The 21,946-nt window shown below is 40.2% G+C and carries 18 protein-coding genes; 5 read left to right on the top strand and 13 right to left on the bottom strand.

What is annotated here, in order from left to right; translation table 11 throughout:
- Positions 1–132: 132 nt before the first annotated feature.
- The 3 genes from ACI2JM_RS04275 to ACI2JM_RS04265 all read right to left on the bottom strand — a co-directional run bounded on the left by ACI2JM_RS04275 (position 133) and on the right by ACI2JM_RS04265 (position 4,094).
- Positions 133–1,560, bottom strand: coding sequence for a VOC family protein (locus ACI2JM_RS04275; RefSeq protein ID WP_194196748.1), 1,428 nt, complete (start codon positions 1,558–1,560; stop codon positions 133–135).
- 63 nt (positions 1,561–1,623) lie between these two features.
- On the bottom strand, positions 1,624–2,901 hold the full coding sequence (locus ACI2JM_RS04270; protein WP_404642374.1) for an aspartate aminotransferase family protein: 1,278 nt from the start codon (positions 2,899–2,901) through the stop codon (positions 1,624–1,626).
- A gap of 281 nt (positions 2,902–3,182) precedes the next feature.
- A complete protein-coding gene (locus ACI2JM_RS04265) occupies positions 3,183–4,094 on the bottom strand; it encodes a LysR substrate-binding domain-containing protein (RefSeq protein ID WP_404642372.1) in 912 nt (303 codons plus the stop codon).
- Positions 4,095–4,540: 446 nt separating this feature from the next.
- On the opposite strand from ACI2JM_RS04265, the gene ACI2JM_RS04260 reads away from it, so the two are divergent.
- A complete protein-coding gene (locus ACI2JM_RS04260) occupies positions 4,541–5,833 on the top strand; it encodes a dicarboxylate/amino acid:cation symporter (RefSeq protein ID WP_404642370.1) in 1,293 nt (430 codons plus the stop codon).
- A gap of 1,456 nt (positions 5,834–7,289) precedes the next feature.
- Here the strand turns inward: ACI2JM_RS04260 and ACI2JM_RS04255 are convergent.
- From ACI2JM_RS04255 to ACI2JM_RS04235, 5 genes are all read right to left on the bottom strand, one after another.
- Positions 7,290–8,441: a M20 aminoacylase family protein gene (locus tag ACI2JM_RS04255; RefSeq protein ID WP_404642368.1), complete on the bottom strand. Its 1,152-nt coding sequence runs from the start codon at positions 8,439–8,441 to the stop codon at positions 7,290–7,292.
- A 79-nt stretch (positions 8,442–8,520) separates the two neighbouring features.
- Positions 8,521–9,306, bottom strand: a complete 786-nt coding sequence (locus ACI2JM_RS04250) for an aspartate/glutamate racemase family protein (RefSeq protein ID WP_205628041.1) — start codon at positions 9,304–9,306, stop codon at positions 8,521–8,523.
- Positions 9,307–9,419: 113 nt separating this feature from the next.
- Entirely contained in the window at positions 9,420–10,766 is a 1,347-nt protein-coding gene (locus ACI2JM_RS04245) for an APC family permease (RefSeq protein ID WP_194196753.1), read from the bottom strand.
- 133 nt (positions 10,767–10,899) lie between these two features.
- Complete coding sequence (locus ACI2JM_RS04240; RefSeq protein WP_404642365.1) at positions 10,900–12,063, bottom strand: M24 family metallopeptidase; 1,164 nt, start codon at positions 12,061–12,063, stop codon at positions 10,900–10,902.
- A gap of 51 nt (positions 12,064–12,114) precedes the next feature.
- Positions 12,115–13,272 (bottom strand): cystathionine beta-lyase, encoded by a 1,158-nt coding sequence (locus ACI2JM_RS04235; RefSeq protein ID WP_404642363.1) that lies wholly within the window; start codon positions 13,270–13,272, stop codon positions 12,115–12,117.
- 101 nt (positions 13,273–13,373) lie between these two features.
- Here ACI2JM_RS04235 and ACI2JM_RS04230 point away from each other — a divergent pair, with 101 nt between their 5' ends.
- Together ACI2JM_RS04230 and ACI2JM_RS04225 are read left to right on the top strand one after the other, a co-directional pair.
- Complete coding sequence (locus tag ACI2JM_RS04230; protein WP_194196756.1) at positions 13,374–13,841, top strand: Lrp/AsnC family transcriptional regulator; 468 nt, start codon at positions 13,374–13,376, stop codon at positions 13,839–13,841.
- A 240-nt stretch (positions 13,842–14,081) separates the two neighbouring features.
- Positions 14,082–14,441 (top strand): hypothetical protein, encoded by a 360-nt coding sequence (locus tag ACI2JM_RS04225; RefSeq protein ID WP_404642361.1) that lies wholly within the window; start codon positions 14,082–14,084, stop codon positions 14,439–14,441.
- Positions 14,442–14,759: 318 nt separating this feature from the next.
- Here ACI2JM_RS04225 and ACI2JM_RS04220 read toward each other — a convergent pair whose 3' ends face one another.
- Positions 14,760–14,984 carry a hypothetical protein gene (locus tag ACI2JM_RS04220; protein ID WP_404642359.1) on the bottom strand — a complete coding sequence of 75 codons (225 nt, stop codon included), beginning with the start codon at positions 14,982–14,984 and terminating at the stop codon, positions 14,760–14,762.
- Between the two features lie 232 nt (positions 14,985–15,216).
- A complete protein-coding gene (locus ACI2JM_RS04215; RefSeq protein WP_404642357.1) occupies positions 15,217–16,110 on the bottom strand; it encodes a LysR substrate-binding domain-containing protein in 894 nt (297 codons plus the stop codon).
- Positions 16,111–16,278: 168 nt separating this feature from the next.
- Here ACI2JM_RS04215 and ACI2JM_RS04210 point away from each other — a divergent pair, with 168 nt between their 5' ends.
- Positions 16,279–17,256, top strand: coding sequence for a zinc-dependent alcohol dehydrogenase family protein (locus tag ACI2JM_RS04210; protein WP_404642355.1), 978 nt, complete (start codon positions 16,279–16,281; stop codon positions 17,254–17,256).
- 259 nt (positions 17,257–17,515) lie between these two features.
- On the opposite strand, the gene ACI2JM_RS04205 is transcribed toward ACI2JM_RS04210, so the two are convergent.
- The 3 genes from ACI2JM_RS04205 to ACI2JM_RS04195 form a co-directional block, all read right to left on the bottom strand.
- Positions 17,516–18,091, bottom strand: a complete 576-nt coding sequence (locus ACI2JM_RS04205; RefSeq protein ID WP_060491254.1) for a TetR/AcrR family transcriptional regulator — start codon at positions 18,089–18,091, stop codon at positions 17,516–17,518.
- Positions 18,092–18,131: 40 nt separating this feature from the next.
- Complete coding sequence (locus ACI2JM_RS04200; protein WP_060491255.1) at positions 18,132–19,511, bottom strand: NAD(P)/FAD-dependent oxidoreductase; 1,380 nt, start codon at positions 19,509–19,511, stop codon at positions 18,132–18,134.
- A 379-nt stretch (positions 19,512–19,890) separates the two neighbouring features.
- Positions 19,891–20,508, bottom strand: a complete 618-nt coding sequence (locus ACI2JM_RS04195; protein ID WP_060491256.1) for a trimeric intracellular cation channel family protein — start codon at positions 20,506–20,508, stop codon at positions 19,891–19,893.
- Between the two features lie 439 nt (positions 20,509–20,947).
- Between ACI2JM_RS04195 and ACI2JM_RS04190 the strand changes: the two genes are divergently transcribed.
- Complete coding sequence (locus ACI2JM_RS04190; protein WP_404642352.1) at positions 20,948–21,934, top strand: hypothetical protein; 987 nt, start codon at positions 20,948–20,950, stop codon at positions 21,932–21,934.
- Positions 21,935–21,946 lie beyond the last annotated feature (12 nt).

The following is a 21,946-nucleotide window of genomic DNA, read 5'->3' as shown; positions in this document are numbered from 1 at the left end:
GAGGTCTGAAAAATTATTCACCGGATATATTCCCTAAGATAGTAAATAAAAACGCATTAATAGCTGCTACTATTTTTATCAATAGTGAGACAGAGGTTTTGCTATTTTGAACCGACTATACGTGTTTAACACTTATGCCATCTTTTGCAAAGCAACAAAACAATCTTGCAGACTCTGAGCTTGGGTCGTCTCATACAAAGCCAATTCATCTTGAACGTGAGTACCCAATGCTTTTTCAAACTCCTGTTGATTCGAATTTCCCTCATAACTACTTTGTTCAGTGTCACGTAGATTCGACTGAAAAATTCCTGCCGCACTCACAGGTAAAAAATCTTCGTAAACAATAGGCTCAATACGTATCACGTTTTTTTCGATCAGCTCGATAATCGCGGATTTGGACTCAGCCGTCTCCAAGCTTGTGAGTTGCAAGTCAGTATTGCTGTTATCCACTGGTTGATAATAAAAATACGCTAAACCCTCTCTATGTAGCGTTTGATAATCATCAGGGAATTCAGCAAATGTCGCCTCTAAAATCTGATAATACTGTGAGGCATTGGCTTCATTTGGGGTCACACCTAGCTTTTCACGAGCGTCACTCAGCAGTTTGTCATATAGTGCTCGACCCTTTGGCGTCAATGCCACACCGCGCTGCTCAATCTCACCAAAGCGTGCCGTATGTTGGCCTTGCTCATAGCTACTTTGTCCTGCATCGGCCAACGTATTCTTAAAGCGAACCGCTTCTTCTAGTGCCTTAAAGCTCGTTTGTCTTAATAAAATCGGGCAATTTCGTTTTGGTGGCCCTTCGATGATCGCTTTTGGCGGTATCCCTCTTGCTTGCATGCTGTGCTGTACAGTATCAATATCCAACGTTCGAGGTGTTAGGTGGTTGATATGTGGGCCTTTAAACCCGACCACATCAGCGATGAGACCATGTTGCTGCAACAGCTTTTCATACAGCGCTTTTGACACAGGGGTTTTGTCATGCCAGCGAAACGTTTCTAATGCCTCAACGACGAACTGCTGGCCTGCTTGCTTGCTCAAACCACCTTGCACTTCAAAAGACTCAATGAGCTCGATGACAGTATCAGTAAAGATATTGCGGCGGGCCAATGCTGCTACAGCCTCTTCTTTGAGCGCTTCGTTACCAATAAGATCTAAACGTAATAATGACGTAAACACTCGAAAGGGGCTTTTACTCAATGACGTTGCATCAGTCGCTCGAAATGCGGTGGAGTGTACAGGCACACCAGCTGGGGCCAAATCATAGTAGCCCACAGGATACATACCCATCACTGCAAACAATCGACGCATCATACTAAGCTCAGCAGCAGTACCCACTCTAATGGCACCGTGACGCTCCATACTGAGCCTATTCATTTCGCCAGTATGCTCAAGCTGCGCTTTGATATCAGGTTGAGCAGCTAAAACCTCTGTGTTCACGTCAGTGACCAAATCAACAAGATCGCCATATAACGGTACTTCTGCTTGATACATCGCTGACATGGCCATAGAAAACTCATGGCGAATGTCATCACTGCTCATAAAATTGTGATTACTCATAGATATTTATCCTTTTTTACATCTACGGCGGGCTTGAATCCCATTAATAATTAATCTGTATATTTAAGACCACTCGACTGGATTTTGATTAGGAATCGTACGTAATACGTCTCTTAAAATATCAAGGCCAGCTTTTAGCGTTTCAGGCTCAATGGTCAGAGGTGGTAACAATCGAATGATATGACGGTATTTACCACTTGGCATAAGCAGTAAGCCTCGCTTTCGTGCTTGGGTTAGTACGTGAGCCATCACACTAGGATGAGATCCATACTCCGCATGACGCAGCTCAATACCGCGCATCGCCCCAATACCCGTGAGACCATACAGCCAAGGGGAAACGCCTTCCGCCTGCCATTGCGCAATACTTGTTTCAATTGCTTGCGCATAGTGCTTAGCCGATGCCCATATCTCATCCTCTTGCATGATGTCTATCGTGGCATTTGCCGCTGCACACGCCACTGGATTACCAGAATATGTACCGCCCAAACTGCCTTTAGGCAAGCCATTTATCACACTGGCCTTGCCTACGACTGCACCTAAGGGCAAGCCACCTGCAATGCTTTTGCCCAGCAGTATCATATCGGGCTCAATACCCAAATGTGAAAAGGCGAATGGTGAGCCAGTACGTCCATATCCTGATTGAATTTCATCCATAATCAGTAAGATACCGTGCTCATCACAAAAGGCGCGCAGGTACTGAGCAAAAGAGGGTGACATTAATTGAAACCCACCCTCCCCTTGTATGGGCTCTGCGATAATCGCACCAATATTATTGATGTCAGTTTCTACTTCAAACAAACGATTTAACGCATCGATTGCATGTTGGTCACTCACCTCATTGTCTGGACTGGGGAAAGGAATGTGATAGACACTACCGGCTAACGGTCCCAACCCTCGCTTGTAAGGGGCAACCTTGCCATTTAGATTAACAGCAGCCAATGTACGGCCATGGAACCCGCCATCAAAAGCAATGACCCCGGTACGCTTGGTCTTGAGACGGGCAATTTTTATGGCATTTTCCGTGGCTTCCGCACCAGAATTGGTGAGCATGCCTGATAGCTCCCCACTGATAGGAATGAGCTCGCATAATCGTGGCATGAAGGTTTGATAGGGGGTGTGAGCAGCTGCGTTATAGGCATAATGAATGAGCGATTGGGTTTGATTGATAATGGCCGTCACGATGTGAAGATGGCAATGTCCGAAGTTCAAAACGCCAATGCCACCCACAAAATCGATGTAGCATTGATCATTATTGTCCCAAACTTTTGCATTCTTACCTTTGGTTAAGGTAATGGGATGCACCATCGTAAAAGCATCAGTGACGTTGTATAGCTTATCCATTAAGAGTCTCTTATCTTCCTTAAATGTGACCCTCATTTCAGCAAAACCTGATGCGCTCAGCAAACGAATAATAGTTGTGCTTTCATTCCTTTTCGTCATTGTGGTAAAAAACCAAGGCTAAGATAGAAAAGACCTAAGCATAAACATATATTTAATCAATGGCTTATAAATATCCTCAACAGCTTTTGTTACGGTGGACGCTTGCACTGATCACTGTCAATTAGCAGTAAATATTTATCTAACCAACAAACAAGACTCGTTTTTTAACGGTTCAATCTATCCTAATGTTCAAGATAAGCAGATATCCAGTTTATAATGACTTTTATTCTGTGTGATTCACCAAGTGATAATGGATAAGTCATATAATAAGACCCTCTGCCTTTTGCAGCATAATCCCATGCGGTGACCAGTGCCCCTGACTGCAACTCACGCTCTACCAAGCGTAGCGGTACCAGCGCGAGACCATACCCCAATAATGCCGCTGATATACATGCCTGAAACGTATCAAGACGTGGGCCAACGAACGTCGTGTTAACACTGATATCCTGTTGCTCAAAATACTCATGCCATGCATGTAAGCGCGAGTTGAGGTGCAGTAGGGTACAACTAGCGACATCGCTCGTGAAGGGTTTTTCGTCTTTTAAATAATCAGGATGACAGACGGCCACACTGTATTCATCAAACAGCTTAATTGCCTCCATTCCACCCCAAATACCCGTACCATACAAAAACGCGATATCGACATTTTGGTCTTCAGAAAAAAATGGTCCAACCTGTTCTTTGATTTCCACATTGATTAAAGGATGCGCCTCATTGAACCCACTCAACGCAGGAATGAGCCAGCGTGAACAAAACGTTGGGTGCGAGACAACTCTTAATACCTCGGTATTGTCATTATGAGACACTAAATTAGTAGTCGCTATTTCAATATGCTTCAGTATATCGAGTACGTCTAAATAATAAGTCTTACCAGCAGGCGTCAATGATATTTTTTGAGGTGTTCGATAAAACAGAGCAATATTTAGCACTTCCTCTAGCTGCGCGACTTGCTTACTAATGGCACTTTGAGTCATATGCATCTCTTGCGCTGCATTGGTAAAACTTAAGTGTCTAGCCGCTGTCTCAAAACATTGTAAAGCTTTGGTTGAAGGATATTTTCTAAAATCTAGCGAACTGTTGGTATCCGTTTTCATAACTTTTTTCAAATCCAAAATAGTAATTGTGGTTAGGGCCTGCTGGTATAATCCTGCTTCGCTTGCTGTGTACAAAAATACTTCAAAGGCTGTAAAACCCATCCCAACCGTTCTGTATCTGCTTTAAATTGATCGATTATATATCGAGTAAAGCGCCCAAGCGTTCATCAACAATAGGCGAAAATTCCTCTATCAGTAAGAAAAAAAGGAATGCTCGCCATAAATTAATTCGCTTGTTTCAGTGATTGTTGGTGTTTAGTATCTTTACCTTAAGGAAAAATTCTAATATCACATGTCTAAAAACTGACAGCATCCGTATCAAGCCAAAGCGTTTGAATCATACAGGACTGGACAATGGAATGTCTAAAATCAAAATATTCTCTTGCCCATCTCGATATATCCTTTTAAGGGTCAGTAACAGATATTGTAAATAACAGGAGATAGTAATGGGAATAATTTGGCGTTGGTATACCAGTATGTCATTCATGGTAAAAATGACGGGCGGCTTTTTAATAGGTATCTTTTTGGCACTGGTATTGGGCGAGCACAGTAGCTTTCTGTCACCGCTTGGAACCCTGTTTTTAAACTTATTAAAAATGGTCGTGATACCTCTTGTTCTTTTCTCTTTGATGGTCGCAGTCAACCATTCCAACCCTAAAGAACTCGGTCGGATAGGACTAAAAATATTCCCCTTTTATATCGTCTCGACTGGTATTGCTGTGGTCGTTGGTATTATTTTGGCAAAAATGACCAATCCTGGTGCAGGATTTTCTTTACCGACCGCCGTAACTATGGATGCCCCTGCTCGCCCATCTTTCATTGATACCTTATTGAATATGGTACCTAGTAATATTTTTCATGCTTTTGCTCAAGGTGATATTCTCGCGGTCGTATTTGTCGCTGTTATCTCTGGATTGGCTATTTTATTCATGCGCCATTCAGCAGACGAAAAGCAACAAGAGATGGGTAATTTTTTATTCAGAATGCTCGAAGCCTGTAACGAAGTCGTTTCTAAAATACTAAACGGTATTCTATTATACGCACCGATTGGTGTACTGGGCATTACTGCTAATACCTTTGGTACACAAGGATTAGATGTCGTTATTGCGCTGGGTAAATTCATTGGTACGTCATACCTTGGCGTCATCGTATTGGTGGGTGTTGTTTTTCCGATCATGTTGAAACTGTTTGGTGTGAGAGTCATTCAATTCTACAAAAACATCAAAGAAGCGGCCTTTACCTCATTTGTGACCAGCAGTAGCCTGAGCACGCTACCGATTACCATTAAATGCGCAGAAAAAGCAGGTATTGGTGAGCGTGTTGCCAAACTGACATTGCCTATTGGTGCAACCGTAAACATGAATGGTACGGCATTACGTTTTGGTGTCGCTGTCATTTTTGCAGCAGAAATCATGGGGATGTCACTGTCGGTACCTGAATTGGCCACCATTGTCATCATTGGTACTATGGCCGCGATTGGTACGGCTGGTGTCCCAGGTGCTGGATTAATTGGTATGTCTATCGTCTTTACCCAAGCGGGATTGCCCATCGAAATCGTTGCGCTCACCGCAGGTATCAATATCTTGGTCGATATGATCTTCACTTTTGGCAACGTCGTTGGTGACTTAGTGGGTGCCAAAATAGTAGATCAGACTGAGAAAAGAAGTAACTTTGGAAACTTAACTGATGCTAATTTGGGACATCAAAATGAGATGCAAAAAGTGATCGCTATTGAATAAATTTTAACTAGAAAAATTAATAATATCTGAATATATTCTAGGATTACTCACATGAGTATTATGCACATCACATAACACTCATGTCGATATTGCCGTTTGCCTATAACGCCGCTTAGAGTGTCTCAAGTTTGCAACACATCAACGCACCTTAAATAAACGGAGTAGTCGCAATAGGACTGCAAACTCAAGGTTGTATGTATAAGGTGTTTGAAAGGCACTAACATTAATTAATGAAGATATTATAGGGTCTGTTGAACATTCAAACATTAGGGCTGATGATCGCTAAAATTACACCAAATTAGGCGCAAGCCGACTATGTCGAGACCTTAGCTAGGCTTACAACAACGTTTGGGGAGATTCTAGCATCAGCCTTTCATGGCAGTACTAATTATAACCATCCTCTTATACTTTTAGTACGAAAAGACCTTTTGATCTTTAGATTTCATAGCTTAGAGTATTTTATCGATTTCATGTTTTTATCTAGGTAAGCTTCTTAATATTGGAGTTTCCTCTATTAATGTTCCATGTCCTCGATCAACACCATAATCTTTAAGTAAATATCTAAAAACTGGTTTTTTCCGCTATCCAAAACTCACTACTAACCATCGTTCTAGCCGTTGTATTGGTTCACGTAACGCAGTTGAATACGTTGCCATACCACCACTTAATCCCATCAGGTAGCCTAATCCAGTATCAGTCAAACGCGCTTGGATAACCGCTTTATAGTTCTGAAGGAGACTGGCAAGTCGCTACCATATTCAGCAATAAATATTGTTAGCGGTGTAATAAACACTACTGCTATAGTCAGTCTACAATAAACTTAGCACAACCCATATCATAGAACAATTCGTCTAAATAACTCTCCATCTATCCTTGGTATAGAAACTCCTCTTGCACCCATTTTTTTCAATAGAGTTTAGATTAGGCTCACCTACGAAGCACTGCTGCTAAGACAGATATTCTTAAATAACAATGGTATAACCTTCATGATAGCTAATATAGCAATATTACATAATCTACTTAAGAGACTATAACCTTCAAAAAATTTTAAGCTAGGTTGTATATGATATATACCTGTCTCAGGCCTTTATTATTCTTAGGTAAAGTTTTCAATATCGGGGTTTACAGAGATGCAAGACAAGAGTTGTTATCACAGTGGGACGAGCATTTAAAAGGGTTTAAGCTATAGATCGCCAAGACAAATGTAGTTTAACTTTTACCGTCAGGCTGCATAACTAAGATATCCCAAGCTAGTTTCTACTAGTTTTACAGCATAGATCAAGCCCGCCTCTAATATGCTCGGAGAGGGTCACTTAAACTAATTTTAGATAACGTATGAAGTCCATAGTTTTTTATATGAAAAAATGGTGCAGACATTAATAAAACCTACAATAAGGTTGCGATTTTTAAGTTGCAACCTTAATTTGGTACGTATAAATATTACATAACAACGCCATTATTGACTAAGCTGCTGCTCAACCAAGGTTATCCAGTAATCAATGCCAATGGCTAAAATACCGTCGTTAAAATCATAAAGTGGGTTATGTAGAGCAGTACCGCCACACTCGCCTTCACCATTACCAATCAAAATATAACAACCATCAATCTCACGTAACATAAATGAGAAATCCTCACTGATTGTGTATCGTTCACAATTGCCATTTACGTTATCAGCGCCAACCACTTTTTTTGCCGCTGTGACAGCATGAGTCGTCTCAACTGGAGCATTGACCGTAGACAAACAAGTGCTGTTGAAGTGATATTCATAATCAACTCCTGCAGATATACACTGCCCTTCCACCACACGTTCAATGGCCTTTTCAATTTTACCCAATGCTGAATCGGTAAAACTGCGCGTGTCACCAGTGATCGTAACTTGTGAAGGAATAACATTAACCGTACCATTGGTCTCAAAGTTGGTCACTGAGATTATAGCGGTTTCATCTATGGCACTTAAATTACGCGAAACAATCGTTTGCAATGCAGTAACCACTTGCGCACCAACAACGATCGGATCTGTACCCATATGCGGTAATGCCGCATGCCCACCAGTGGCATTGATAACAATTTTAAAGCTGCTTTCACTTGCCATCAATGAGTTTGGTCTAGTTATAAACTGTCCTGCTGGAACACCAGGGATATTATGCATACCATATATGGCGTCCATCTTCCAGCGGGTGAATAAGCCGTCAGCAATCATTGCTTTTGCACCAGTAGCTCGCTCTTCATCTGGCTGAAAAATGAAATGCACTGTACCATCAAAGCGTTTATTATTTGCCAGTGCGTAAGCAGCCCCTAGCAACATAGCAGTATGCCCATCATGCCCGCAAGCATGCATCACGCCATCATTCTTTGAGGTATGGCTGAACGTGTTTTGTTCATGTATTTGTAGCGCATCTATATCAGCACGTAGACCAATTGAGCGCGCACTAGTACCATTTTTTAAAATGCCAACCACACCAGTGCCACCAATATTGCGATGAACTTCCATTCCAAACTCTTCGAGTTTATTAGCGACAAATTCTGCAGTCTTAAACTCTTTGGTACTCAGCTCAGGGTGCTGATGTATATGATGACGCCATTCGACTACTTTTTGTTCTAAATTCATGAATATGTCCTTTTATTGCTATTAAAAAAGCTTCCTCATTACCGTTATTCCTCCACCAATATAAGCTTATCAATGGAAATTATTTCTCACCATTTAGCAATTTACCGTAGCCTGAACATTTAGCTGTTTTGCCACAAAGTTGCATAGAATGCCAAAATAGAGCTGAATTACTAGAAATGATAGGAATACCATATTTATCTTCAAGATACTGAATATGTTCTACTGCTCGAAGACTGGTACAAGACATAAATATTGCTTCTGCTCCAGTATCTTTTACAAGGATTTCAATACCCTCTTCAAAACTACTTAATGACGCTTTATGAATCATATTATCATCCATAATCCCTAACCCAGTTAATGCGACTAATTCAAAACCAGAATCTTCTAATCGCAGTTTAAGTTGGTAGTTAACATCGGTTGGATAGGGAGAAAATATAGCTATTTTCTTTGCGTTAAGATGTTTAAAGGCTGCTTTTGCAGCAGACCATGGGTTTGTAGTAGGTATATCACCACGCCCTTCTGTCAGCAGGTTGGATACTTTTTCTTCACCAATCACAAATGAGGCGGAGGTACATGCAAATGCCATAACATCCATTGGTAGTCCGTCCGCCACCAGTAACGCAGCTGCACCAATGCTTGCAGCAACTTCATCCAACGCTTCTGGTGTCATGCCATTTTTTTTAAATACGCGATTGCTGAATAAAGACGCTTGTTCTGCTAGTAAATGTGACCAATCTGTTTCTAAAGTATGATCATTGGCTAATTGCACCAGACCAATATGTACTCTGTCTGGACGTGGTGCAGGCGTAAATGTCAACTTGATTTCAAAATCATTAAATTGCTCAAGATTCATATTCATATCCATTGTTATTTCCGTCATAGCAATACTGTATCCATCATATTGCTATATTTAGAATAGTGATAATTGAACGTTTTATCAGTGTTATATCTGAAGGATAATAAAAGAGTGATACTTGGTTAGATAGTCGTCGCAATTTTCGGGCTCTCAACATTAATTTCTTTATCTTTTCTAATGGCATAAATAATTCCTGCAACAAAAGCCAGTCCCGTTACCAGTACAATGTACAGTTTGATAGAAGTAATTGAATTGTATATAAGAATCCCTTGCACCACACCAGCAAGGCCTACTAGCGTATAAAATGCCCATAAAGGAACTTTTTTACCAAACTCTCGCGTTGCCCAAGCATGTGGAAATTTACTAGGCAACATTGCAATTGATACCATCATAAAAATACCAATACAAATATCAGTAAGAATGTAGGTATTTGCGATAGTACTGATATCCCAACCAAGAATTATTGGTAGCATAGAGGCTAGCCAACAAAGCGTTAAAATCTTCCAAGGAGTGCCTCTTCTATTGGTAACAGCGAAGCTTTTTGGGAACCATCCATCATGCGTAGCTGCTTGAATAGGTTGTACATAAGAGGCATAAACACTATTAATGGTTGTCGACAGAGCCATAAATGGTCCGCAGATCATAAAAAACACGAATAATGGTGTTGAGAGAACTTCTCGCGCAACAAGGGTCATAGGCTGGTTAGCAACTTCATCAATAGGAAGAACACCACTGGCTACGACCGAAACGCCAAGATAGATTATAAAAATTGTAGCGGTTGTACCTATCATCGCGAAAGGAATGTCTTTTTTAGGATTTTTGGCGTATTTACTAAAATACATTAGATAGTATTGGGCATATGTTGCAAAAGAAAGTAAGCAAGCTGCTTTAAAGATACCTAGATTACCTTGGGATGCAAAATCTGGATTTGCTTGTGGTGAAAGAAGGCTAAAGTCAACTTGCCCAAAGCCAATTAGAATAAATGTCGCAACACCAACCAACAGCAGAGTTGTCATTATGTTTTGGAATCTAGATAGAGTATCTAGACCAAATAAATTCACAATATAGAATACCGTTAAACCTGCAATGGCACCCGCTGAAGGAGTGACTGAGGGAAGTAAGGAGTTTATGTAAAACCCTAGCGCTAATGCATATATAGCGACCGTAGGAAAATATAGAAAGAAGCTTACAACGTACATGCCCGCATATTTTTTGCCAAGTATTCTACTAATAAGAGCGTAAGGGCCACCATCTAAAACCATCGCACCACTCGCAAATAACATAGGTATGTTATAGAGCAGTCCAAATATAAGTGCAATGCCAAAAGCCAACCACAAAGCATGTCCAGTGAGTCCAATACCTGCACCGACAAGCGAAAACAGCCCAGCACCGACACAAATGCCGATCCCCATGGCTAATAGCGTCCATTTGCCCAGAATATGATGATTTCTGTCTAAAGAATTTGACATCTTATTTTATTCCCTATTAATATTCAGTGGATATATCACTTCCGATGTGATTTTTTAGAGCGGTCAAAGTACCTATAGCTGTCCTTTTATATGGGATTCACCTATACGCCTCTTTCATCCGCTCTTGATGCTATTAGTCAATAATGATTAATTCAGGTTCAGCTCGTTTTGTTAACCACTCTGCACCATCTTCTGTAATGACAATGTTTTCTTCATGCAACATCATTTTGCCTAACGCATAGGTCATACCTGGCTCTAGAGTAAGCACCATACCTGGTAGAAGAACGGTATTATCCATGGCGGTATGAGAAGGACGTTCGGTCAACTCCATACCCAAACCATGACCCAGACGACCAATGTCACTTCCTAACGCTCCATTGGCTTCTAATACATTCCACATTGCATTGTAGATATCTGTTGTAGTTGCGCCAGGACGCGCGGCTTCAAAGCCTTTAGTCGTAGCCTCATAAGTAGCGCGATAAGCCGCTTTCGTTTGTTCGCTAGCACGACCAAACGCCCAGTTACGATCAAAATCAGAAAAATAACCATCCCAGACGGCGCCAGTATCAATTAACAAGACGTCACCAGAATCGATGACTCGATCAGTGGGTCCCATCAAAATCTCGTAATAACCATCTGGCCCTGACCCTGCGATAACAAAAGGTGTCTCGTCAGCGCCCTCTCTCATCATATCTATACTAAATTGTTTACAGATTTCACGTTCTGTCATGCCCACTTTTGCGTATGTCGGTATTTTGTCAAAACCTGCATTTGTGATACGACAAATTTCACGAGTCTTGGCAATCTCAGCTTCTGATTTGATTTGACGTAATGTATGTACATCAAGTGACACATCAACAAAATCACTGCTTACCATGCTAGTCAGCAATGCATAGTTGTTGATGGGCATTCGTAAATGAGACTCTATACCTAATGTAGCGCCGATTCGTCCATGCTTACGAGGCAGCGTATTAAGAGTATTGGCCAATAGACTAATACCATCGTCTTCTGGCTGAGGTGAGGCCCAAGTGTATATATCTTCAATCCAAGTTTCTGCCATGCCGGTAGCTCCTATTTTAGGAATAACGGCAATGGGTTTCCCTGCTGCTGGCACAACGACAAACCAAGGACGAGTGGGACTACGCCAGAATTGAGATAAAAAACCAGTAAAGTATCGAACATTTGGTTCAGTAGTAAAAATCATTGCATCGAGTTTGCGCTTATACATCATTTTCTGAGCATTTTCTGTTCTGGTCTCAAACTCTTTTTGAGTAAACCCTCTTGTGAGTTCGTTCATATTTATGACATCCATGTATATTGAAATTTGTTTATATAATCAGATTTTATTTTAAGAAGTGACTGATTGCATGGCCTGCTGTAAATCAAGAATTAAGTCGTCAGTATTTTCCAGACCTATATTCAGTCTAACTAGACGGCCTTCATAATCTTTATTTGGGCGTTCGATAGAGGGGTAAACTAAGGCCAGACTGGTTACACCACCCCAGCTCATACCAATTTTGAATAGCGCTAAAGAATTAATAAAATTTTCAACTTCAAGCGCGCTGACATAGTCTTTGAAAATAAAAGAGAAAACACTGCTAGAGCCTGTGAAATCACGTTTCCAAAACTCATGACCAGGACAAGAAGGTAAGGCGGGATGTAACACTTGCTCAACGTTAGGATTTTCTGCTATCCAGTGGGCAACTGTGAGCGTTGATTTTTCAAGATGAGCAAGTCGAATGGCTAGTGTTTGCAAACCTCTAAGCGCTAAACTACAATCATCTGGAGACACGGCGAGCCCTAACTGCTTAAAAGTGGCACCTACTTTTGCTTTTAACTTTTCAGAATTTACGGAAACAGTACCTAAAAGCAAATCACTATGCCCGCCGACATACTTAGTCAGTGCTTGAATACTAATATCAACATTATGACCAAATGCATCAAAGTGTACTCCTGCTGCATAAGTATTATCTAAAGCAACGATGACGTCACTCTTGTGAGCTTCGACACAAATGGCTGGAATATCTTGTACTTCCATAGTGACGGAACCAGGGCTTTCAACCCATATCAAAGTAGTATTTTCTCTAATAAGATGAGAAATATCAGCGCCTAGCATTGGATCATATGCCTCAACTTCGATACCTAAGTTTTTAAGCATACCTTGCGCCATCTCTTTATTTGGGCCATAGGCAGAATAAGGTACTAAAGCATGACTTCCACTCTGGCAAGTGGCCAAATAAACCAACGCAATTGCAGCTTGTCCTCCTGGAACGGTAAAAGTATGATGTGCATTCTCTAGCTCGGCTATACGTTCCGCCAATTCAATGGTCGTCGGCGTTCCGTATAAACCGTAACTATAACCATTTTGTTTTTGATCCCAGCCATCAACTACGTCCGATTGTTTTTCAAACAAAACAGTAGAGCCTCTATAGGTGGGAGTAACTAGAGACTTAAAACCTGGATTGGATAAAACTTGAGGTTGAGTTAATTTAGTTTGCCAATGCATACTTATTTCCTTTAAGTATTGTTAATTTGTACTTGTAAGTTTAGCTTTTTTGCTATAAGAATAACGGTCTGAATATAGCCATTAAATGGGAAAAATTACCAATGAAGACAGCTGATTTGCTAGATAATTTCGATAAGGAGATATTGCGCGTTTTGCAAGAGGATAATAAAACCTCCTTAAAATTTCTTTCTGAAAAAGTTTGTCTATCTATAGCATCCGTTCAACGCAGAATAAAAAAGATGGAGGACAATGGTGTTATTGCTACTAATACAGCAATCGTTGATCCTATAAAAATCGGGAAACTCATTACTATTGTTGTTGAAATACATATAGAAAAATCTCATTCATCAGATTTAGAAACGCTAAAAAAGTCCTTTTCATCACCGTCGATACAGCAGTGTTACTACGTAACAGGGGATGCGGATTTTATTTTGATTTTGGTGGTATCAAGCATGGAAGAGTATAGTGTTATTAGGAAAGAATTGTTCTATGACAATCCTAATATTAAGTGGTTTAGAACGATGATAGTGATGGATCGCGTGAAATCGACATTGCATCAATTGATATAGCTTCATAAAACTTAGTTAGGGTCTAAACAGGCTGAGATAATATAAAAAAGATTAAAGTACACGCTATTTTCATAACTACTGAAGTGTTGACCTATGCTGTTCATATTTTAATCATTAAATTTATATGTAACGGCTTTATTACCGTATAGCACATTTATCAGACCTTACAAGAAGAAATTTTGAAATATCGTTGAGTCTAGTAGGATATTTTTGAATAGCTATTAAATTTAAGAGAATACTATGAAAGTTTTACAATTTAGCTCAATTATCGCGTTAGTGACATTAACCACGCTGGCCGGTTGCCAGCATACGGATAAAACGTTAGAGGGTTCACTAGAAATAAAGCCATCCAACGTCATGCAGAAATTGTTTAGTATCAATACGGATGAAGTATTTTATATCACTTTCCCTGACCATAAGAATCAAGTGGAATTGACAAAGTTTATCAGCGCCAATGACAGCCAAGGTAGCAAACCATATGTGAGAGGTGTATTAGCAAATAATAAAAATTATTCAGCGTCGCTGGACTATACCAATATCACCGCGTTAAACAGCTCAGAAGATAAAAATGTTTTAAATTTATCGCTCCTTATACACTAACCAATACTACCCCTGTATCAGATGAAGCGCTGTCTAATTTAGATAATCCAAACCTTCCTAGCAGCTCACTTTATTTAGGATTTTTTGAGCTAGATTACAACACCAATAATATCACTCAACATAATCAACAGCTCTTAGGGAAGTACAGTACGCTGACTGACATAAACTATGATGGACAAGAGACTGTCAATGTCACCAAACGTCAGCCCCCAACAGAGACTGACCAAAATAAAAACGTCAGATCCAGTGTTCATGACCTAACGTTTAAAGTGCGCGAAGAGATGATGCTGATTGATAATGTGCTTGTGGTATAAGCTTTTAGCTCATGTGAGTACCTGTCACTCTTGTTTTTACCTGCATGATGAGTGCTAAGCAATAAAGAATTAGTGCTAAGGCTAAAAAAATAAAAGTCAAAGGTAAAAACAAGCTTTCTTGGAGCACGCCATCAGAACCAATGTCACCGTAAAATAAGCTTTCCATCAGACCAGATAGTGTAGCGAGGGCCAGCATAATTGATCCACTGATAAATAATTTAGATGTCATGAAAGCTCCATAGGCTCATATTTAAGAATAATAGTCATTTTAAGTTTAGAAGCATTCATCAGGTCATGAGTGCCTAGGCCTATATCGTATATGAAATAATACGCGTATTGGGCGCTCTCCTATTTTTTCATAAACTATTCATACTCGGTCTTTAAAAATATCAATATTCGTTAAAATGTATTTAGCAGTCGTTGACTATAAAAATTTGTGCGATCAAGCTGTAGACCCAAACTCAAATCGCTATCATGTGCTCTACCAAAAAATCTAAAAAAACGCGTGTTTTTGGTGAGACCATATCTCGCTTTAAATAAATAGCGTAAGTGGCACTGATTTCTTCATAAGGACTAAAAATATGATCTGGCATGACTTGAACCAATGACCCGTTCGCCAATTCACTTTTAACAGCCCACAATGGGATTAGCGTCAGACCTGTATGATTCAATACCAGCTGCTTCTGACCATTCACGGAGTTCACTGAAACCTGACTATTAATTATCAACTTTTTACGATCTTCTGCTATCAAAAACCACTCTTTCCAACCGTTATAACCATATCGGATACATTGGTGATCAGCTAGATCGTCAATGCTACAAGGCGTGCCATTATTTTTTAAATATTGGGGGCTTGCACACAGTAGAAAATCATTAAATATCAAGCGTCTGGCAATCATGGTCGAATCAGATAAGCGTCCACTTCGAATAGCCACGTCAATATTTTCTTCTATAAGATCCACAACCCGCTCTGTTAACTCAATTTTTATATCAATATCTGGATATAACGACATAAATTTCGGTATTAATGGTAATACTATGCTTTCACCAAAACCGACTGTCATGCTGATTTTCAGCTTACCCTGTGGCGTTATTTGTAAATCATTAACGGCTCTTTTGGCATTGTCAAACTCTGACACAATTCGCTGAGAGTATTCGTAATATTTGTGCCCCGCTTCAGTCAAACTGGTGTTTCTGGTCGTTTTATTGAGCAGACGTACCCCCAACTCCTTTTCAAGCACCGCTAACTGCCGTGAAATGGAAGACGGCTGTACATCAAAGATGCGGCTGGCTTCTGAAATGCTACCAGTTTCGACAACACTATTGAAGTATGCCAATCGATTTATTGAGCTCATTGCCACTCCTCTATTAAGTTGATAGGTATTCCATTTAACTGTAACCATGGCTTGCTCAAAAAGCAAAAGTAATTTGTTTACTGGGTAATGGTTTGCTAGATTAGCTACGTCTAAACTGACTGTCCTGAAACAAACAATAAGATATTTACACCAGTAAAGGGTAATAACATGAAAGCGATGATCATTAAAGAAATCGGTACAACTGCAGTTTTTCAATTGGCAGAAAAACCAAAACCAACGGCAACACTAGGTCACATGGTTGTGGAAGTGAAAGCCACTAGTGTGAATCCTATTGATACCATGCTGCGCTCAGTCGAGCTGCCTTGGTCGGAGAATTTGCCAGAGATACTACACGGTGATGTAGCTGGCATTGTGAGCGAGATAGGTGCCGACGTCACTGAATTTAGTGTTGGTGACGAAGTTTATGGTATGGCTGGTGGCCTTAACGGTATTGATGGTGCACTTGCTGAATTTATGTTAGTTGATGTGCGTTTGATGGCTAAAAAGCCTAAAACACTCAGCATGAAGCAAGCCGCAGCCCTGCCGTTGGTTGCACTCACTTCTTATGAGGCACTCGTACAAAAAATGAATGTCAAAGAAGGCGATAATGTCCTGATTCATGGTGCAACAGGGGGCGTTGGTCATATTGCCGTTCAGCTAGCAAAAGTACTTGGCGCGACAGTCACCACTACCTACTCTCCTGCTAATAGTGCACTAGCACAAACACTAGGCGCGGATCATCTAGTGGATTATACAACGGCGGAGGTTGATGACTATGTGGCGACGTATACTGACGGCGTGGGTTTTGACAAAATTTTCGATACGGTGGCTGGTGATAATATTCAAAAATCTTTTCAAGCCGTTAGATTCAATGGCCATGTCGCCACTATTTTACCCATTGCTGATCCATTGCAAATTGCTCTCAAAGCCTTATCCTTTCACGGTGTTTTGGTGCTCATTCCATTATTTCATGGCATCAACCATGAATCGCACGGTCGTATCCTGACAATGATTGCGGAGCTGGTTGATACTGGCAAAATCACGCCTATCATAGATGATAGTAACTACTCTATTTGGGAGGTAGCGCGCGCGCATGACCATCTTGAATCAGGTAAAGCAGTAGGTAAAATTACGCTTACTATATAGTAGTATTCGGACGTGTCCTCATTTTGAACATGACGATAAAAATGAGATAAATTGCTGGCAGACTGTATTAAATAGCTGCGTCAAATAGCTGTGTTAAAAATGAGGTGTTCACAGATAATAACGACTCTCTAAAATAACACAGCTCGCTCGTAGACATTCTTATAACGGTAGGGTCATATTTTATTTAGAAGTTTCTAACACTTTAGGAAGTATACCAACAGGTACTCCGAAGACTTTACTCCAGACTCACTGTAATTTTTTATAGCGACCTAACTACAGTAAGAATTAATTTTCGTAAAAGGCTTTCAGCAGCTTCATAACTTAACCCCTCCATCATTACTGCATCTGAAATAGCATCGATTGTACCGTGGATAGCGTATAACACCCCCTTGTTTTCTTGGAAAGACCCTGTTAAATGAGGCTGTAAAATCTGCCAATAGGCTTTAGAAAAGTAGTATCGAATATCAGCTTTGAGGTTTCGGTAGCCAGGGTAAGCTTGTAAAGCGGCAATAATTTCCTCGTATTGAGATCCGCAATGTACTACGCAAGCAAGATATGACTTAACAACACTATCGACGGTGGCTTCGAGAGAGACTGGGTGCTCAGCCACCGCCTGCTCAATAGCTTCAATTACACGTTGATCATAGCTTTGATAGAGGGCTGAAAGTAACGCTTCTCTTGATCCAAAGTGTTCATATGTGATGGGCTTGCTAACTCCTGCGTAATCAGCTAATGAAATTAATGTTAAAGCCTCTGTACCTGACTTCTGAACAATTTGATTAGCCATGGCCAATAACTGAATACGACGTTCTTCTTTTGTCATACGCTTACCCATCCCTCTCTCCTTCTTTTATTCATACGTATTGATTAACACTTTAAGCGATGAAACATGCTTTTGCATCCATGCTTAAATAAAAGAGTAACTCGCTGTATCCCGGATAAGGATGTATGCTCTCCTGCAGTTTCTGTAGGGGGATTTGATTCTGCTTTAATAGCTGTAACTCACCCAACAATTCACACGCCCGTTCTCCTAAAATAGAAGCCCCTAGTATTAATCCTTTGTTGTCACAAATTACTTTTGCTTTACCTATTGTTTTTTGATCCACAACGGCACGATCTAAATCTTCATAGTCAAACGTAAAAGTCTTGATATCATTATGCTCCGTGCTTGCTTCAACTTCAGTTAAGCCACAACGAGCAAACTCGGGGTCTGAGAACGTACACCAAGCGACACCTGATAAGTCAATAGGCTGTGTTCCTACACCATATAAATTATGGATTACATTTCGTGCTTGATACCCAGCCATATGAGAAAAAAGGTAAGGCCCTACCACATCTCCAGTTGCATAAATATTAGAGACGTTGGTTTGACAGTAGTCATTCACCGTGATTCCTTGCGAGGTAGCTTTAATACCAATATCGGCTATATTTAGCGTCGTTAGATTAGGTTGCCGTCCTAAAGCAAACAAGATTTTTTCCGCACAAACGATGGCTTCTCCCTCAGGCGAAGAAAGTGTTAGCTGAATACCTGTAGCATCCTCTGAGACAGCAATAGCACGTTGATTTAGAAGAATATCTACCCCATCTTTTTCTAAGACTTCCTGTAGTAACTTAGAAAGCTCTACTTCTTCTCGATAAAGAATATGAGGAGCCATTTCTACCAGTTTAACTTCTACGCCCAGCGCTTGCATTGCTTGTGACAGCTCAACACCAATAGCCCCAGCGCCCAACACAATGATGCTACTAGGCAGGTTTGGCAAAAGAAAAATATTTTCATTTGTCAGATAATTAACTGTGTTAATACCAAAGATATCTGGAACGACAGGCGATGAGCCTGTGGCAATCATTATATTCTCTGCTTGCAAAGTATTTGTACCTACTTGAACAGTATCTTTATCCAAAAACACGGCTTCACCGTAGAAATATTCGATTCCAGCAGCTTCTAAAACAGGTACAGCTTCTGCTTGATGTGCCTTCTGAATTAATGCTCGTACTTTTGATAAAACATCAGCAGAGTTTATCTCTATAGAACCATATTTTTTTGAGATTTTAATCTCTTTTGCCATTTGTATCATCGCTTTACTAGGGATGCAGCCAGACCATGTACACTCTCCTCCTGGCTGATTACGTTCTACTAAAGCCACTTTTTTCCCATATTCCATAGCAGTCAATGCTGCGTTCAAGCCACCAGCCCCTGCACCAATGACCACTAGGTCGTATAACAATTTGGATGTACTATAGTCACTTATGCTCATAAAAGAACCCTTTTATACCAAAACTTATTTCACTAAAGAAACCTGTTACTAAAAGCAACCTACTTAAGGTAAGTTACTTTTAGTAGGTTAATGGATTTACTCGAAAATAACCAGTATTTTTTAAAGTATTTGTTGGGACTTTCTTGAATAAATGCACTAGATTATAAAATAGACCGCAGAGGTCTTGTGAGCACCTAATAGGCTATACATACCATACTTACTAAGCCTTAATGAGGCTTAAGAACATGCTAAAACTTAGCTAGATCGTCATATTAGTGGCGTTAAGTCAGTATGATGGTAAAAAAATAGAGAGCCTTAACGACTCTCTAAAATAACACAGCCCGCTCGTAGACATCATTATAATGGTAGAACCACTATTTTATTTGGAAGTTTCTAACAAATGAAATACAGGTAATCGCCACTTTGCTCTAACCGCTGCCATACGGATTAAGTAACCAGCAACTAAACTAATAATGACGCTGATATTACTACTAATAGCAAAATGCTGAAGTATTAAATATAAACACGCAATGATTAAAGAAACTGAAGCGTATAATTCATGATGTAAAACTAATGGGGGTTGGCGACATATTAAATCACGTAGCAACCCGCCAAATACGCCTGTTACAATGGCAGCAACCACACAAACACCATAATGAAGTCCCATGTTAAGCCCTACTTGGCAACCAATAATGCTAAAGGCCGCTAGCCCCAAGGCATCCAAACGCATGAAAACACCATTAAATTTAACAACCCATCTCGCCAACCAGGTCGTTATAAGCCCAGCCACACAAACAATTAATAAATATTCAGGATGTTCTACCCAAGTTAAGGGATAATTACCAAGCAAGATATCTCTGACACTACCACCACCTATCGCCGTTACACTAGCGATAAGCACAACGCCAAACCAATCCATATTTTGTCGTCCCGCGCTTAGTGCACCTGTCATTGCCTCTGCTGTAATACCAATAATGTAAACTATACTCAAAAGCATGGAATACTCACCTTAAATCTATCTGATAGTGTAAATGAGATGAGATTGTAAAGATAAATCTGATGTATTACGAATGATAATTTGAATCGTTTTGCAAGCATCAAGTAACAATCTATTTTAGCAATGGGAAAGCAAAAAATAATGCAACGTTATTGTCACTTTATATGCAAAAGCACTGCTTTTCCCAAGCATAAATCGCGGCTTATGCGTAAGCATCAAATTTTCATAAATAAGTAAAAAAATTACTGAATAGACATAGTCACAGACTTTGAACTCCTCTATCCTAGTGCCCTGACTTAGACCCCATCGAGAGAAATGGGTACAAACCAATATTCCACACCAAGAATGGATAATGGTTTTTTAAATTGCTAAATGATGTGGGCTGTCATGAATTTATTATGAATGGCCCATATAACGATCTTCTGAAGGAATAAAAATTATGATGAGAAAAACGTTACTGCCCAGCATGCTGTTATTAAGTCTGACTGCGTGCCAGAACACTAATACACAGGGCCTTGAGACAACAACGGTTTTACATAACGACCGACCGACGACAACCTCAACCGATAAGTATACTAACAATATAACGGGCGATTACGTCACAGATGGCTATACCAAGCGTAACGAGGGTTATGACTGGTTTGCGATCAGCGTACGTGATGCTGGTCAAGATGCTATTAGTGTATCTATTCGTTCTCGCATAGACAAAAAGAAACCTACTTGTACATTAGACACCGTACTTCATAAAGCTCATGATGGACGGTATCAGTTTTGGGTAGATAATAACCCCGTTTATTTGCGCTTTAATGACAATAGCTTATCCATTGAAGGTGAAGAAGCCTATCTACAAAAAACAGCTTTTTATTGTAGCGGCGGTGCAACGCTTGGTGGCGTATATCAAAAATTAAGCGATACGCTGGATACTCGACAATTGGACAACTCGCAATACGCTACATCACTCAACTATGGTGATTTTTCTACTCAAGTGACCAGTACCTCTGACGGTAATGGTGGTTATATCTTGCAGGTTCAGCCCATGGGTGAAGACATTATCGAGCGACCAATTAGCGATCCTGTTGTTAGTGCCGATGTGGGTGATATGAATGGCGATGGATATCCTGAAATTCTGGTATTCACTCAAAGTGTGGGTAGTGGCTCATATGGTGACGTGATTGCTTATTCGAGCAATAAAGGTCTGTCATGGAGTGAAGTCTCTTATCCAGAGCTGACTGATAAACTCAAACAAGGTTATATGGGTCATGATGCGTTTGCATTGGTTGAGAATGTATTGGTTAGACGTTTCCCACTCTATTTAGAAGACGATAGCAATGCCAACCCACAAGGTAAAACACGCCAAATTCAGTATCATATGATAGATGGTGAGGCTTCTCGTCAGTTTGTGATTGACACAGTTAACGAATTTTAAGTATTCCTTAAA

Source organism: Psychrobacter sp. NPDC064578 (assembly GCF_044901245.1).
Taxonomy (GTDB): domain Bacteria; phylum Pseudomonadota; class Gammaproteobacteria; order Pseudomonadales; family Moraxellaceae; genus Psychrobacter; species Psychrobacter cibarius_C.
Note: the sequence above shows the minus strand (reverse complement) of the source record. Positions and strands in the feature narration are given on the sequence as shown.

What these genes read in the sequence shown, in the direction of transcription:
- ACI2JM_RS04275 (WP_194196748.1), bottom strand. Translation starts at nt 1,560, where the DNA reads ATGAGTAATCACAATTTTATGAGCAGTGATGACATTCGCCATGAGTTT.
- ACI2JM_RS04270 (WP_404642374.1), bottom strand. Translation starts at nt 2,901, where the DNA reads ATGGATAAGCTATACAACGTCACTGATGCTTTTACGATGGTGCATCCC.
- ACI2JM_RS04265 (WP_404642372.1), bottom strand. Translation starts at nt 4,094, where the DNA reads ATGAAAACGGATACCAACAGTTCGCTAGATTTTAGAAAATATCCTTCA.
- ACI2JM_RS04260 (WP_404642370.1), top strand. Translation starts at nt 4,541, where the DNA reads ATGGGAATAATTTGGCGTTGGTATACCAGTATGTCATTCATGGTAAAA.
- ACI2JM_RS04255 (WP_404642368.1), bottom strand. Translation starts at nt 8,441, where the DNA reads ATGAATTTAGAACAAAAAGTAGTCGAATGGCGTCATCATATACATCAG.
- ACI2JM_RS04250 (WP_205628041.1), bottom strand. Translation starts at nt 9,306, where the DNA reads ATGGATATGAATATGAATCTTGAGCAATTTAATGATTTTGAAATCAAG.
- ACI2JM_RS04245 (WP_194196753.1), bottom strand. Translation starts at nt 10,766, where the DNA reads ATGTCAAATTCTTTAGACAGAAATCATCATATTCTGGGCAAATGGACG.
- ACI2JM_RS04240 (WP_404642365.1), bottom strand. Translation starts at nt 12,063, where the DNA reads ATGAACGAACTCACAAGAGGGTTTACTCAAAAAGAGTTTGAGACCAGA.
- ACI2JM_RS04235 (WP_404642363.1), bottom strand. Translation starts at nt 13,272, where the DNA reads ATGCATTGGCAAACTAAATTAACTCAACCTCAAGTTTTATCCAATCCA.
- ACI2JM_RS04230 (WP_194196756.1), top strand. Translation starts at nt 13,374, where the DNA reads ATGAAGACAGCTGATTTGCTAGATAATTTCGATAAGGAGATATTGCGC.
- ACI2JM_RS04225 (WP_404642361.1), top strand. Translation starts at nt 14,082, where the DNA reads ATGAAAGTTTTACAATTTAGCTCAATTATCGCGTTAGTGACATTAACC.
- ACI2JM_RS04220 (WP_404642359.1), bottom strand. Translation starts at nt 14,984, where the DNA reads ATGACATCTAAATTATTTATCAGTGGATCAATTATGCTGGCCCTCGCT.
- ACI2JM_RS04215 (WP_404642357.1), bottom strand. Translation starts at nt 16,110, where the DNA reads ATGAGCTCAATAAATCGATTGGCATACTTCAATAGTGTTGTCGAAACT.
- ACI2JM_RS04210 (WP_404642355.1), top strand. Translation starts at nt 16,279, where the DNA reads ATGAAAGCGATGATCATTAAAGAAATCGGTACAACTGCAGTTTTTCAA.
- ACI2JM_RS04205 (WP_060491254.1), bottom strand. Translation starts at nt 18,091, where the DNA reads ATGGGTAAGCGTATGACAAAAGAAGAACGTCGTATTCAGTTATTGGCC.
- ACI2JM_RS04200 (WP_060491255.1), bottom strand. Translation starts at nt 19,511, where the DNA reads ATGAGCATAAGTGACTATAGTACATCCAAATTGTTATACGACCTAGTG.
- ACI2JM_RS04195 (WP_060491256.1), bottom strand. Translation starts at nt 20,508, where the DNA reads ATGCTTTTGAGTATAGTTTACATTATTGGTATTACAGCAGAGGCAATG.
- ACI2JM_RS04190 (WP_404642352.1), top strand. Translation starts at nt 20,948, where the DNA reads ATGATGAGAAAAACGTTACTGCCCAGCATGCTGTTATTAAGTCTGACT.